This is a genomic window from Paenibacillus sp. FSL P2-0322, from assembly GCF_037975315.1.
Taxonomy (GTDB): Bacteria; Bacillota; Bacilli; order Paenibacillales; family Paenibacillaceae; genus Paenibacillus; species Paenibacillus polymyxa_B.
This window is the reverse complement of sequence record NZ_CP150243.1, coordinates 1,770,420-1,784,080: the sequence shown is the minus strand read 5'-3', so window position 1 is coordinate 1,784,080 and position 13,661 is coordinate 1,770,420. Positions and strand designations below refer to the sequence as shown.

Here is a 13,661-nt window from a genome sequence, read left to right as displayed (position 1 = left end):
AAATCCCCTGTGCTTGCCGAATTCCCTCTACGAAACACGTTGATCGGATACCTCACAACCGTGTGGCACCATCCAGATCAACCCATGGTTTCACCATACTTACTTGTTTATTATTTCGTCTTACCGATTCAGGAGGCTACCTACATACCTCAACAGATCGTTAGCGCTGGCTCCTGTGTAGCCATGCTCCTCAATCAATCGCTTAATCACTTCATTCATCCGTTTGAGCTGATTAGCGTCAGGCGTTTTGGTCGAAGTCGTAATCTTCACAATATCCTTCAAATCGGCGAACAGCTTCTTCTCAATGGCTTCTCGCAGCCGATCATGATGATGATACTCAAACTTCCGTCCCTTGCGAGAATACGCGGAAATACGGATTAATATTTCTTCACGGAACGCTTTTTTCGCATTTTCCGATACCCCGATTTGCTCCTCAATAGAGCGCATGAGCCGCTCATCCGGGTCGAGTTCCTCATCTGTGAGTGGATCGCGAATTTTCGCCCAATTGCAAAAAGCTTCGATGTTATCCAAATAGTTGTCAAACAACGTCTTGGCTGATTCCTCGAAAGAGTACACAAAGGCCTTCTGCACTTCTTTTTTAGCCAATTCGTCATATTCCTTACGAGCCACGGAAATGAAATTCAGATAGCGTTCTCGTTCTTCCTTTGTGATGGAGGCATGTTGATCCAGACCATCCTTAATTGCTCGTAAAATGTCCAGGGCATTGATGGATTCCACATTTTGCTTAATCAATGCACTAGAAATACGATTAATGACGTACCGCGGGTCTACCCCGGACATACCTTCCTCTAGAAACTCACTTTGCATTTCTTTCAGATCGGCTTCCTTGTATCCTTCGACCTCTTCACCGTCATACATGCGCATCTTTTTGACCAGATCCATCCCCTGTTTCTTCGTCTCCTTCAAGCGGGTAAGCACGGAGAAAATGGCAGCCGTTCGCAGCGCATGAGGCGCAATGTGGATATGTTTCATATCACTTTGTTCAATGAGCTTGGCGTAAATCTTTTCTTCCTCAGATACTTTCAGGTTATAAGGAATCGGCATTACAATCATCCGTGATTGCAACGCCTCGTTCTTTTTGTTTGCAATAAAGCTTTTATACTCGGATTCATTGGTGTGAGCCACGATCAGTTCATCTGCACTGATGAGCGCAAACCGCCCAGCCTTGAAGTTTCCCTCTTGGGTCAGAGAAAGCAAATTCCACAAAAACTTCTCATCGCATTTCAGCATTTCCTGAAACTCCATCAGTCCACGATTCGCTTTGTTCAATTCTCCGTCAAACCGATACGCACGCGGGTCAGATTCCGAACCATACTCCGTAATCGTGGAAAAGTCGATGCTGCCCGTCAAATCAGCAATATCCTGTGACTTCGGATCAGAAGGGCTGAACGTACCAATACCAATCCGGTTTTCTTCCGATATAAATACCCGCTCCACGCGGACCTTTTCAATATCGCCATCAAATTCCGTGCGCAATCTCATCTGGCAGGATGGGCAGAGATTACCTTCAATCCGTACACCCAGCTCCTTTTCAAAATCGGGACGCAGCTCATGAGGAATCAGATGAAGCGGGTCCTCGTGCATGGGGCAGCCTTCAATCGCGTATACAGCTCCCTGATCCGTTCTCGAAAATTTCTCCAGACCACGTTTTAGCAACGTGACCAATGTCGATTTCCCCCCACTGACGGGACCCATCAAAAGAAGGATACGCTTGCGTACATCGAGCCGCCTGGCTGATGAATGGAAATATTCCTCCACCAACTTTTCCAGCGCTCGATCCAGTCCAAAGATCTCCTGCTCAAAAAATTTGTATCGCTTATGTCCCCCAACCTCTTCTACACCAAAAGATTCAATCATCTTGTAAACCCGTGCATGAGCTGTCATCGCCGGCGTCGGGTCTTTCTTGAGTATCTCAATATACTCTCTAAAAGTGCCGCTCCAGGCCAGACGGTTGTTTTCCGCCCGGTACTCCGCAACGCGTTCAAAAATATTCATGCTCGGTTCCTCCCATGACTGCGTAATGACTATCCTCCACTCCTGATGATTATGGCTACACTCGTCACGCCTTTCAGGATATGATGCAATCCCCTTAAAAAAAGTGTAATACATACCTATGCAGATTGATTTCAGAATTGACCTATTTTTTATGACAGGTCTCTCTGCTTTTTCGAAAAAAACAAGGGATACACTGTGCTAAAATATACAACAACGACGCGGACCTGACGCATTATGGTACAATATAAGCTCGGAATAATGGGATAAAGGAGCGGGAGAAGTCATGGCGGTTCGGCATGAGACGGAGCTGTACGCTCCGGTGAAAGCCTTTTTTGAGAACTTGGGATATGAAGTCAAAGGAGAGGTACGCAACTGCGATTTGGTGGGTATCAAGCCAGGGCAACAGACACCACTGATTGTGGAGATCAAAAAGACGTTTAACCTGGCGCTTGTGCTGCAAGGCATGCAGCGTTTGAAACTAAGCAGCAATGTATATGTAGCTGTAGAACGGAATCGTGCCAAAAAAGGGGCAGTCAATCAGCGCTGGAACGAGCTGGTCGGACTGTGCCGCCAGTTAGGACTTGGCTTGCTCACTGTCACCCATTTTAAAACTAAGCCGCCACTCGTTGAGGTACTGTGTAAGCCTGCGGCGCCTAGCGACAATGTCCACAATGCAGCAAAGGTACGCCCCGGCTCGCGCAAGGAAAAGCTGCTGCGGGAATTTCACGCACGCAGCGGTGACCACAATATCGGCGGCAGCACCCGACGCAAGCTGGTCACTGCCTATCGGGAAAAAGCGCTGCGTGTAGCCGTAGCCTTGCAGAGCTTGGGGGAAGCCGCTCCGGCGCAGCTCGCCCGCATAGCAGCCGTCAGCACAGCTGCTGCCGTACTTCAGCACAACTACTACGGCTGGTTTGAGCGCGTATCCCGCGGCCGCTATCGACTGACTCCGTTTGGCGAAGCTGCCCTGAACGAGTATGCGGCAGTACTGCAAGAGCATGGCATTAAAACGGCCACTGGAATGGACGCAGAGCTTGACGAGGACAGTGGACAGCTTCAGATTGCGGAAGCGCCAATCACTTACTCCACCGTTGCTGCGGAAGCGGAGGATGACTGACATGGGGCGATGGTTTTTGCTAGCTCCGCGCAGTAAATTCACTGATCGTCTCACCGATCAGATTCATGCCCATAAGCAATTGCTCACGGCCCGGATGGCTAAAATTGAGTCGGATATGGGACGCGCCTTCACTGCCAACCGCACATAGCGCACCGGGCATAAAGGCTACGCCTTTGGGTAACGCCGCCTTTAGCAGCAATGCGCTGTCCAGCCCATCGGGCAACTGCACCCATACATACATGCCACCGGACGGAATATGATACGTCACGTCTTTCCAAAACGGGCGCTTGAGCAGCTCCAAGATTAATTGAAGTCGAGTCGAATATTCCTTGTTCAACATCGCCAAGTGCTCGTGCCATTGAAAACGCGAGCTGGTCAACAATTGGAACAGCAGCCGTTGGTTCATCGTACTGGATTGCATATCAGCCAGCTGCTTCAATGCGTACATCCCTTCAATTAACGGTGCAGGACCAGCAGCCCAACCCGTTCTCAGCGCAGGAGCAACTGTTTTATTGAACGAACCGATATAGAGTACTTGACCTCCCTGGCCCGCATGATCCAGCGCAAATAGTGAGGGGTAAGTCTCAGCAAATTTTCGACTCTGACCATGCGGACTCTTGTCATGGGACTCATTTTTTTGCTTCAAATGCAATTCACCATAAGAATCATCCTCAACTACTAGCACCTCATGATGCCTGCACAGGTCCAAAATTTCCTGCCGCCTTGCCGCGCTCCACAAGGAGCCCGTCGGGTTTGTAAACGTTGGCGTGGCAAAAAAAAGCTTGGGTCGATAACGGATCATTAAAGCTTCAAGCTTATCAGGAATGACACCTTCCCCATCTGATTCTACAGGAACGATCTGCGCACCCTGCATAGATAGTACTTGTAAACATCCAGGAGATGTCGGGTTTTCAACTAATACCGGATCACGCTCATCCACCATCAGCCTTATGATCAGGTCAATGGCCTGCTGACTGCCTGTCGTGAGAAGGATTTGACCTGGTGGTACTCTTACTCCTTTACGCTGTTCCCACTCTCCCGCAAGCCATGCCCGCAAAGGGAAATAGCCCTCCGGTTCACCATACTGGAGGGCGTCAGGGCCGGAGCCAAACACATCATGGGCCGCTTCTTCCAGCAACTTCACCGGAAACAGCTCTTGTGCAGGTAGTTCTTCAGCCAGAGATATAAAGGAGTGTCTTCTCGCATTTTCCCGGATATGACGCACTGGAGAAGCCAACATCGCAGCCGTTCGTGAAGCAAAGGAATATTGCATGAACATCCTCCTTCTCCTGAAAAATAGGTCATGATCTCCGGGCTGACGCGTCAGGCATATAGCTGCTTCATCTGACGCGCATATAAGGCATAACGTTCAATCGCCTGCGCCCGGCTGGACACGCCTAATTTCGCATAAATTTTACGTAGATAATTATCAATGGAGCGCCGGCTAACTTCGATCTCGATAGCAATTTTGTCATATGTAATACCTTGTACAATACGTTCCATAATAAACACTTCGGTTTGTGTCAATTCGTCAAAAGGCTCGGATGCCATTAACGGCATAAAGGGCCAGTTTCCACACCGAATCCAGTCCATTGGTAAAGAAGCAAATCCTTCGCGTAAACCGTTGATCAGATGGATTAACTGGCTCGGTGATGCCTGCTTGGATAACATTCCATTTGCTCCAAGCGAAATTAGCTGCTGAAACAACGTAATATTATCCTCATCCGTCATAATAACAATATGGCTGTCCGGAGACAAGGCCCGCATTTGTGTCAAAAATGGTTCCGCCGTTCCCTCAGGTAACCTGTAGTCCATTAAAATGATTTCCGGTCGAATGGAACAAGCCAGCTCCAAGCCTTCCGTTCCGGAGGAAGACATCCCTCTGACAAGCAAATCCTGCTGGTCTTCCAAAATAAGCTTTGTTCCCAGCATACTTGTAGGATGGATATCTATGATGACCACCTGCCATACTTTTCTCATATCTAAACCTCCTGATTTTACAAAAAAATACATAGTTAGTAGCGAAAATAATTCTAAAATTGGGGATTGCATATGTAGAAATTGCGCGAATGTGAACGTATAGGAAGCGAAAAACGTTTAAGGAAATTGTATCCTAGGACTTCCTTCCGATGCAATCTCTTTTTCCAATATTTTTATACGACTATTTCGCTTTTGCGAAATAAATAGGCCCATGATAGAATTGGTACTGCAAATAAAGACTGGAAATTTGACTTTACACGGGAGTTGAAAATCGTATGCAAGCTTCACCTGAACGTCCTCCTACCGAAGCTCGGCGGAGCAATTCAAGAAAGGGGTTACCCGTAAAGGCTTTTCTGCTATTTTGGTTCATTCTTATTATACTAGGTGCTCTCGCAACCTATCTGTATAGCAATCACTTGAAGCAGCAAATGCTAAACGAGATGCAAACCCATACAGACCAACAGATTCAAGCACTCAAATCTGACTATGAAAAGCAACTGACTGCTCTTTCCAAGGAAGTTAGCGGATTGCAAGGAAAAGTCCAGTCCTTCAATGAACTACTGACCTTTACGAAGGATAATGCAAACAATAAGACCGATAACAGCAATAAACTGTATACCCAATTAAACGAAGTCAAGCAGCAACTCAATACACTTCAGAAAAAAATGGACTTGCTAAAATGAATGTAGACGCAAAACAAGTGAACCGGTTCTTTATGTTGGCCCTTGCTCCTTTTATCGGTTTGTTGGGGTGTATTTTGTTAGTGCATCCCTCATTGAGCTTTCCTGGGTCTACTTCTTCGAGTCTGCAAAAAGCTGAAGTCACTCTACAAACGCAATCAGTAGGCAAGCAGCTTGATGAAGCCAAGCAAACGGCAACATACACCTTGTCTACGATTCGCCGGACTTCTGAGCTATACAAGCAAACGACCCAAACGATGAATCAGCTTGTCGTGACTGCCTCTACGCAGTCCAAGCGGCCCGCGATCATCTATGATCGACGTATCACCGCCAAACTGGGGGTTCCCTATGAGCGGGTAGATAGCAACCGGATTACCATTGAATTGTTTAAGGTAAACCCGGGAATTTATCATGGCTACGCTATGAAGGTCAAACTTAAAGATCCTACTGCTATGAAAATGTCTTTGGGAAGTGACAAATTGGGTGGCTCCGAAACCACCATGCGTGCAGTCTTGAGACACGGAGCTATTGCAGGCATCAATGCAGGCGGCTTTGCGGATGGAGACGGCAAACGCTATCCATTAAGCACTACTGTCTTGAACGGCCACTACCTTACTGGCTTTCAGTCCAGTTTTAAGGATTTATCCTTCGTCGGACTGAGTAACGATGGCAAGCTTATCGGTGGCAAATTTTACAGTCAAGGTGCTCTTGACAGCTTAAAGCCTGCCTTTGGGGCTACCTTCGTTCCCGTCCTGCTGCAAAGGGGACAAAAAATGCCTATTCCTGACAAATGGAAAGTCTCCCCCAAGCGGGCCCCGCGTACGGTCATTGGCAACTATAAAGATGATCAGTTGCTCATTATTGTCGTAGACGGCTACAATGAAAGCGGGGGTTCGGGCGCGACGCTCGAAGAACTGCAAGGGAAAATGTACAATCTAGGTGTTCAAGATGCCTATAATTTGGACGGAGGCGGTTCCTCGTCGCTTATACTTAACGGTCGAGTCGTAAACAAACCGTCCGATGGTAATTTGCGTCCAGTCCCTACTCATTTTTTGTTCTATAAATAGCTACCTAATAGTCTACTACTAAATTAAATATGCTAGCCGACGTACGGCTCTATCCGAAAAAAAGCATCACGAACGAATGTCGTGATGCTTTTGCCTCATTTAGGAGGAATACTGTGTCATTTCTGTCAGGCATTGAGCACAAATATAACGGTCTTTGAAATCGTTCACTTGTTCTACGGACCCGCAGAATACACATTTTGGACGGTAACGCTCCAAAATAATGTGGTCACCCTGAACCAAAATTTCGACAGGATCTCCCTCATTCATTTGGTACCTTTTACGCAGTGACTTAGGCAAAACTATTCTCCCCAGCTGATCAACTTTACGTACCACACCGGCAGGTTTCATCGTGATCGTACACCTCTCCTATTGAGTAATAACTTACAAATTTCTTACCATGCGAAAAACTAGGTACAAAGACACTATTCTTTATGTAGTATTCGCTGTCTTTTTGTCGAATCCTGCTGATCACAGGAAATTTTATTACATTTTTTCATAAAATCATGAACCATATCAAAGTATGGTACAGAATGTCTATAATATTTTTATCGACCGGAAAGCCAATTATCATTAGCCCTCGCTGAGAAATTTCGCAAATTTTCGACCATACAACCTTTATTTAAGCTCCACTGTCATGTACCTTTGAGCAACAAAGGTGAAACTCTTATTAGCAACTAAGGTCCTGGTTCTTTATTCGCATTTATACTTGTTCACTCGATGCTCTTTATGATAAATCCGGAAAATCCATTTGTCTCAGCGCTTCATATACAATAATCGCAGCGGAATTCGACAAGTTTAGAGATCTTACTTTATCAGACATAGGCATCTTGATACATGTATCTGGATTAGCAGCTAGCAGCTCTGGAGGCAAACCTTTCGTTTCTTTACCAAATACCAAGAAGTCTCCATCCTGAAATGCAATATCACTATATCGCTGATTCGCTTTGGTCGTCGCATAAAAAAAGCGGCCTTCCTGATATTTCTCCTGCACTTCAGCAAAAGACTCGTGATATTCAATGTGGACAGCATACCAATAATCAAGTCCAGCCCGTTTTAACGTGGCATCGTCGGTACGGAAGCCCAGTGGCTTCACCAGATGCAGATGAGTTCCGGTTGCAGCACACGTTCTGGCAATATTACCTGTGTTAGCCGGGATTTCCGGCTCGACAAGCACAATATGTAATGGCATCACGTTTCGTTCCCTTCATCATTAAATTCATCAGACAAATAACCTACAGTTTAACCAAAGTGTATACATTAAAAACATACACATTCTTTTATTTTAACAAAATCAGACAGATATGAACATCAAACGACAAAAATTTCAACCCACACCACTAAAAGCCTTCCCCTATACACATTCAGGGAAGGCTCTACATTTACTTTTTCGATTTTAAATATCGTGTATCGAAATATATGTCCGCGTAATTAACTGTTACGTTGCTTGAATCCGTCCATAAACTCGGCTAATGCTTGACAGTTCTCCAGTGGAACAGCATTGTAGATCGAGGCCCGAAGCCCTCCTACACTGCGATGTCCCTTCAGTCCGATAAATCCGGCCTGTTCGGATTCCTTAATAAATTGTTTTTCCAGATCCTCATTCGCGAGGCGGAAGGTTACATTCATGATAGAGCGATCAGCGCTGTCCACACAACCACGATAGAAGCCTTCGCTACTGTCAATACGGTCGTATAGCAAAGCAGCTTTCTGCTGGTTCACACGCTCAATGCCTTCCAAACCGCCTTCTTCCTGAATCCATTTCAGCACTTCATTCACCATGTATATGGCAAAGGATGGGGGAGTATTGTAGAGAGAGTTATTTTTTTCATATGTGCTATAACGCAACATCGTAGGAATATTGTCCGGTGAGGAAGTCAGCAACTCTTCACGGGCAATCACGACCGTCACACCAGAAGGTCCCAGATTTTTTTGTGCGCCAGCATAAATCAATCCAAATTGAGTAACATCAAAAGGCTTGCAAAAAATATCGCTGGACATGTCCACAATCAATGGTACGGACCCCGTATCCGGGAATTGCTTAAATTGTGTACCTTCAATCGTTTCGTTGGACGTCATATGCACATAAGCAGTATTCTCAGGCAAGTCCAAGGAATCCACATTCGGAAGACGCATGTACTTCTCATCAGCGGAGGATGCGGCAATATGAGCCTTGCCCAGTAGCTTGGCTTCTTTATATGCCTTGTCCGACCAGCTACCTGTCATTACATAGCTCGCAGTCTGTCCTTCGCGCAAGAAATTTAAAGGCAGCATTGCAAACTGCGTACTTGCGCCCCCTTGTAGGAATAACACCTTGTAGCCTTGTGGATTGCCCAGCAGAGATAACAGACGTTCCTGCGCCTCATTATGAACAGATTCATACACAGCTCCACGGTGAGACATTTCCATGATCGACATCCCTGTTCCCTGGAAATCTACGAATTCAGCTTGTACACGTTCCAGTACTTTAAGCGGCAATGCCGCTGGTCCTGCATTAAAATTGTAGGCTCTCTTACTCAACAAATTCCCATCCCTTCTCTACTCTGGTGTGGATATTATCGCTATGATAGCAGTATTCATAAATGCGTTCAAGACTTGTATAAAAATGTTTTCAATTTCATTTATGATGTGACAAAGTTGTGAATGTTAACGTATTTAACATCTTTATTTTGTAATTTTCACTTTAATATTAAAAGGTCCCCGGCATAAGACCGGAGACCTATCTTGAATAACAACTGTTACCCGTAAGCTAGTGGTTGTTATTCAAAGCAGCTAAGCAATCAAGTTATTAGCAGTCAAAATACAGGCTATATTCGTGTGGATGAACACGGATGTTCACCGATTTAGCTTCAGAACGTTTGAACTCTACATAGTTATCAATAAAGTCCTTCGTAAATACGCCACCTTCAGTTAAGAATTCGCAGTCAGCTTCCAGAGCATCCAAAGCCTCATCCAATGAACCAGGTACGCTACGGATTTTACCTTTTTCAGCGTCAGACAGCTCGTAGATGTTGGTGTCAAGTGGACCATAACCCAATTCGATTGGGTTCAATTTGCGCTTGATACCATCCAGACCCGCCATCAGCATCGCTGAGAAGGCAAGGTAAGGGTTAGCAGTGGAGTCTGGTGTACGGAACTCGATCCGACAGCCTTTTGGAGTAACAGCCGCTACTGGAATACGTACAGCCGCAGAACGGTTACCTTTGGAGAATACCAGGTTAACTGGTGCTTCGTAGCCAGGAACGAGACGTTTGAACGAGTTTGTGCTTGGATTTGTCAAAGCGATCAATGCAGGTGCATGGTACAGAATACCGCCAATATAATGAAGAGCCATTTCGCTCAGATTAGCATAAGCACCTTTTTCGTAGAACAAAGGAGTGTCACCATCGAAAATGGATTGGTGAACGTGCATACCACTTCCGTTGTCCCCGAAAATTGGTTTCGGCATGAATGTTGCCACTTTACCATATTGACGAGCTGTGTTGTGTACAATGTATTTATAGACGAGCAGGTTATCTGCTGTTTTCTTGAGTGTGTCAAAACGGAAGTTGATTTCCGCTTGGCCTGCCGTAGCTACCTCATGGTGATGGCGCTCAATTCTCAGACCTGCTTCTTCAAGCAAACGGCACATTTCACTACGGATATCTTGTTGGGTGTCTACTGGCGCTACAGGTACATATCCGCCCTTCACTCCCACTTTAAAGCCCAGGTTGCCGCCTTCTTCCTTACGGTTCGTGTTCCAAGCTGCTTCCTCGGAATCTACGAAGAAGGAGGAGCTATTCATGCCGCTTTCGTAGCGAACATCATCAAAGATGAAAAATTCGGACTCAGGTGCAAAAAATGCTGCTGTGCCCACTCCTGCGGATTGCAGAAATGCCTCAGCTTTTTTTGCAATGCCGCGAGGATCGCGGTCGTATTTTTCGCCATCTGGCGTAGCAATGTCACACAGAATATTCAGTGTAGGATGCTGAGTGAAAGGGTCGATAAAAACCGCTTCTGGATCGGGCAGCATAACCATGTCGGATTCCTCGATGCCACGATAGCCGGGAATGGAAGAACCGTCGAAAGCAACACCGTTAACAAATGTTTCTGCATCTACTTCGGAAGCTGGCAATGAAATATGGTGAGCACGACCAGACAAATCTACAAAACGAAAATCTACCCACTCAATATTATTTTCCTGAATTGTTTTCAATACGTTTTCAACGGACATGTCTTCTTCCTCCCAATTTTTCCGAACATTAAGTCTTATACAACCCTGAAATGTTCATGATCGAATGTTTTTTTCTGTCGTCATTATAAATCTCAAACATGACACGGGTCAATAGCTATGTAAGGTATTTTTTAAACTAATGTTAGATATGCTTACGCCCTTGATAACATTTGAATAGCACAAAAAGCCCGAAACATCGGGCTTTTAGGTAATTTAAATCTCATTACTGCGTTGCAGCAAAACTTTTATGCATTAATGTTAAACATTGGTTTTAAGCAATGGTACTAGGCGTGTGAAATGTTTTCCCCACAGCAGGAGCCAATATTTCCAAATCTTTCAGCAAATCTGAAAATTGATCTGGGAACAGGGATTGTACACCATCCCCCGTCATCGAGTTATCGGGATCTGTATGCATTTCAATAATTAGTCCGTCTGCTCCGGCAGCGACCGAAGCCTTCGTCATAGGAACAACCAATTCACGTCTACCCGTGCCATGACTAGGATCAGAAATAACCGGTAAATGGCTCAACTGTTGCAACACAGGGATCGCAGACAAATCGAGTGTATTTCTGGTGTAGGTTTCAAATGTGCGGATACCGCGCTCACACAGCATAACATTCGGATTGCCACCTGCCAAGATGTACTCGGCAGCATTCAAGAACTCGTCATAAGTCGAGCTAAAGCCGCGTTTGAGCAACACTGGCTTGCCGCAAGTACCCAACTTACGCAGTAGATCGAAGTTTTGCATATTCCGTGTACCTACTTGCAGGATATCGGCATATTCCGCACAAATGTCTACGTATTCAGGTGTCATGACCTCTGTGATGGTCAGGAGGTCGTGCTTTTGGCCTGCTTCAGCCATCATGATCAAACCTTCTACACCAGTTCCCTGGAAGCTATAAGGCCCTGTACGCGGCTTAAAAGCACCTCCACGGAGAACTTGCGCACCTGCTGCTTTGACCAATCCAGCAATTTCATCTATCTGTGCAGCAGATTCAACGGCACATGGTCCACCCATAATGACAAGCTCGCCCCCGCCGATATTTACACCTTTAATGGAGATAACCGTATTTTCCGGATGAAAATCACGGCTGGCCAATTTGTAGGACTTCGATATTTTAACCACATTTTCTACGCCTTTCATTTGACGCAGATGTTCAGCCAGCTTGGGCTCTACGCTACCAATCAGTCCGATGATCGTGCGATCCGATCCCCTTGATACATGAGCCTGCAATCCTTCTTTCTCAATAACTTCAACAATAGCTTGAATATGTTCTTCAGGTGTTTGAACACCAGCGATAACGATCATTTTTTTCTTCCTCTCTATGACACATATTTTATTAACCCATTATAGATTGATATTATGACACTTAGACGCTTGTTCGCTTTTAAGCTTTTATTCGTTAAAGCAACTATACCTGTTTTAGCTATACTCGTCAAGGCTTAATTATCCCGAATTATTCAATATTCTAACTTAGTGAAGCTAACCGAATAATATCTATAAATTAAAACAATTTAAAAAGCCGCTATCCGGATGGTTGTATCCGAATAACGGCTGTAATCAATCACAAACTATTTCGTCGTTTTTGACTTCTCCCGTACAGGAGGCAGCAGTTTTTTCATATCTATGGTTCGCTGAATCTCCCACGTATCCGGGTTAGCCGCATCATACTGCTCCAAATACGTGATAACCTCTTTGGTAATCAGTGTCGGCGTGGAAGCCCCAGAAGTCACAGCCACTTTGACTACGCCCTCAAGCCACTCCCTCTTCAGCTCGGTCACATCAGAAATACGATAAGCTGTTGTACCAGCAATTTCCTCCGAAACCTGAGCCAATCGGTTTGAATTGTTACTGCGCGGATCACCGACAACGATCACCAGATCCGCCTGTCCAGCCTGCTCAGCTACCGCTTCCTGACGTACCTGCGTCGCCAAACAGATTTCATTGTGTATCTCAGCACCTGGGAACTTCTCCAGCAGCTTCTTCATAATGTGCTTGATGTCCCATTGACTCATGGTCGTCTGATTCGTAATAAGGATTTTGCCAGCTGGTAACGTAAGACTGTCGATTTCTTCTTCCTTTTCAATCAGATGAACATGGTCAGGAGCAATACCGATAGCTCCCTCCGGCTCTGGATGATTCTTTTTGCCAATATAAACAATCTGATAGCCTTCGGCAGACTTCTCCCGAATCAGATCATGCGTTTTTGTGACGTCAGGGCAAGTCGCGTCTACCGTAGTCAACCCCTTGTCTCGTGCCAGCTTGCGAACCTCTGGTGATACGCCATGAGCAGTGAAGATAACAGTGCCGCTCTCTACCTTGCTTAAAATCTCCATACGGTTCGGGCCGTCCAGTGTAATAATCCCTTCGTCTTCAAAGGAATTGGTGACATGACTGTTATGCACAATCATGCCTAATATATAAATAGGCCGGGGTAAGTCCAGATTTCTGGCTGCCTGACGTGCCAATACCATGGCATCGACTACGCCGTAGCAGTAACCCCGGGGCGAAATTCTGAGTACTTCCAAAATGAGCCCCCGCTTTCTTCGACACAGTATACAGCTCCAAAACTGGTAGCTGTGGGCTTCCA

At 45.7% G+C, this 13,661-nt stretch carries 12 protein-coding genes; 3 read left to right on the top strand and 9 right to left on the bottom strand.

The features are described 5' to 3' along the window. Window positions 1-120: 120 nt before the first annotated feature. Window positions 121-2,016, bottom strand: coding sequence for a PrkA family serine protein kinase (locus MKY24_RS07850; protein ID WP_023987811.1), 1,896 nt, complete (start codon window positions 2,014-2,016; stop codon window positions 121-123). 283 nt (window positions 2,017-2,299) lie between these two features. Here MKY24_RS07850 and MKY24_RS07845 point away from each other — a divergent pair, with 283 nt between their 5' ends. Continuing rightward, the gene (locus MKY24_RS07845) at window positions 2,300-3,133 is read left to right on the top strand and encodes a DUF2161 family putative PD-(D/E)XK-type phosphodiesterase (RefSeq protein ID WP_023987810.1); all 834 of its coding nucleotides are present in this window, start codon (window positions 2,300-2,302) and stop codon (window positions 3,131-3,133) included. A gap of 19 nt (window positions 3,134-3,152) precedes the next feature. Here the strand turns inward: MKY24_RS07845 and MKY24_RS07840 are convergent, their stop codons facing one another. Both MKY24_RS07840 and MKY24_RS07835 read right to left on the bottom strand, forming a co-directional pair. Continuing rightward, entirely contained in the window at window positions 3,153-4,406 is a 1,254-nt protein-coding gene (locus MKY24_RS07840) for a PLP-dependent aminotransferase family protein (RefSeq protein ID WP_029516518.1), read from the bottom strand. A 50-nt stretch (window positions 4,407-4,456) separates the two neighbouring features. Then, complete coding sequence (locus MKY24_RS07835; RefSeq protein ID WP_023987808.1) at window positions 4,457-5,113, bottom strand: response regulator transcription factor; 657 nt, start codon at window positions 5,111-5,113, stop codon at window positions 4,457-4,459. A gap of 275 nt (window positions 5,114-5,388) precedes the next feature. Between MKY24_RS07835 and MKY24_RS07830 the strand changes: the two genes are divergently transcribed. After that, window positions 5,389-5,796 (top strand): hypothetical protein, encoded by a 408-nt coding sequence (locus tag MKY24_RS07830; protein WP_023987807.1) that lies wholly within the window; start codon window positions 5,389-5,391, stop codon window positions 5,794-5,796. Next, window positions 5,793-6,860 carry a phosphodiester glycosidase family protein gene (locus MKY24_RS07825; RefSeq protein ID WP_068940120.1) on the top strand — a complete coding sequence of 356 codons (1,068 nt, stop codon included), beginning with the start codon at window positions 5,793-5,795 and terminating at the stop codon, window positions 6,858-6,860. The genes MKY24_RS07830 and MKY24_RS07825 overlap by 4 nt, the downstream gene beginning before the upstream one ends. 99 nt (window positions 6,861-6,959) lie before the next feature. On the opposite strand, the gene MKY24_RS07820 is transcribed toward MKY24_RS07825, so the two are convergent. From MKY24_RS07820 to MKY24_RS07795, 6 genes are all read right to left on the bottom strand, one after another. Then, a complete protein-coding gene (locus tag MKY24_RS07820) occupies window positions 6,960-7,208 on the bottom strand; it encodes an AbrB/MazE/SpoVT family DNA-binding domain-containing protein (protein WP_013309439.1) in 249 nt (82 codons plus the stop codon). A 376-nt stretch (window positions 7,209-7,584) separates the two neighbouring features. After that, on the bottom strand, window positions 7,585-8,049 hold the full coding sequence (gene trmL, locus MKY24_RS07815; RefSeq protein WP_023987805.1) for a tRNA (uridine(34)/cytosine(34)/5-carboxymethylaminomethyluridine(34)-2'-O)-methyltransferase TrmL: 465 nt from the start codon (window positions 8,047-8,049) through the stop codon (window positions 7,585-7,587). 239 nt (window positions 8,050-8,288) lie between these two features. Continuing rightward, on the bottom strand, window positions 8,289-9,380 hold the full coding sequence (serC, locus tag MKY24_RS07810; RefSeq protein ID WP_028542950.1) for a 3-phosphoserine/phosphohydroxythreonine transaminase: 1,092 nt from the start codon (window positions 9,378-9,380) through the stop codon (window positions 8,289-8,291). 265 nt (window positions 9,381-9,645) lie between these two features. Further along, the gene (gene glnA / locus MKY24_RS07805; protein ID WP_028542951.1) at window positions 9,646-11,070 is read right to left on the bottom strand and encodes a type I glutamate--ammonia ligase; all 1,425 of its coding nucleotides are present in this window, start codon (window positions 11,068-11,070) and stop codon (window positions 9,646-9,648) included. A 271-nt stretch (window positions 11,071-11,341) separates the two neighbouring features. Further along, entirely contained in the window at window positions 11,342-12,379 is a 1,038-nt protein-coding gene (gene aroF / locus MKY24_RS07800; RefSeq protein WP_023987802.1) for a 3-deoxy-7-phosphoheptulonate synthase, read from the bottom strand. A gap of 263 nt (window positions 12,380-12,642) precedes the next feature. Further along, window positions 12,643-13,599: a 4-hydroxy-3-methylbut-2-enyl diphosphate reductase gene (locus MKY24_RS07795; RefSeq protein ID WP_071558978.1), complete on the bottom strand. Its 957-nt coding sequence runs from the start codon at window positions 13,597-13,599 to the stop codon at window positions 12,643-12,645. Window positions 13,600-13,661 lie beyond the last annotated feature (62 nt).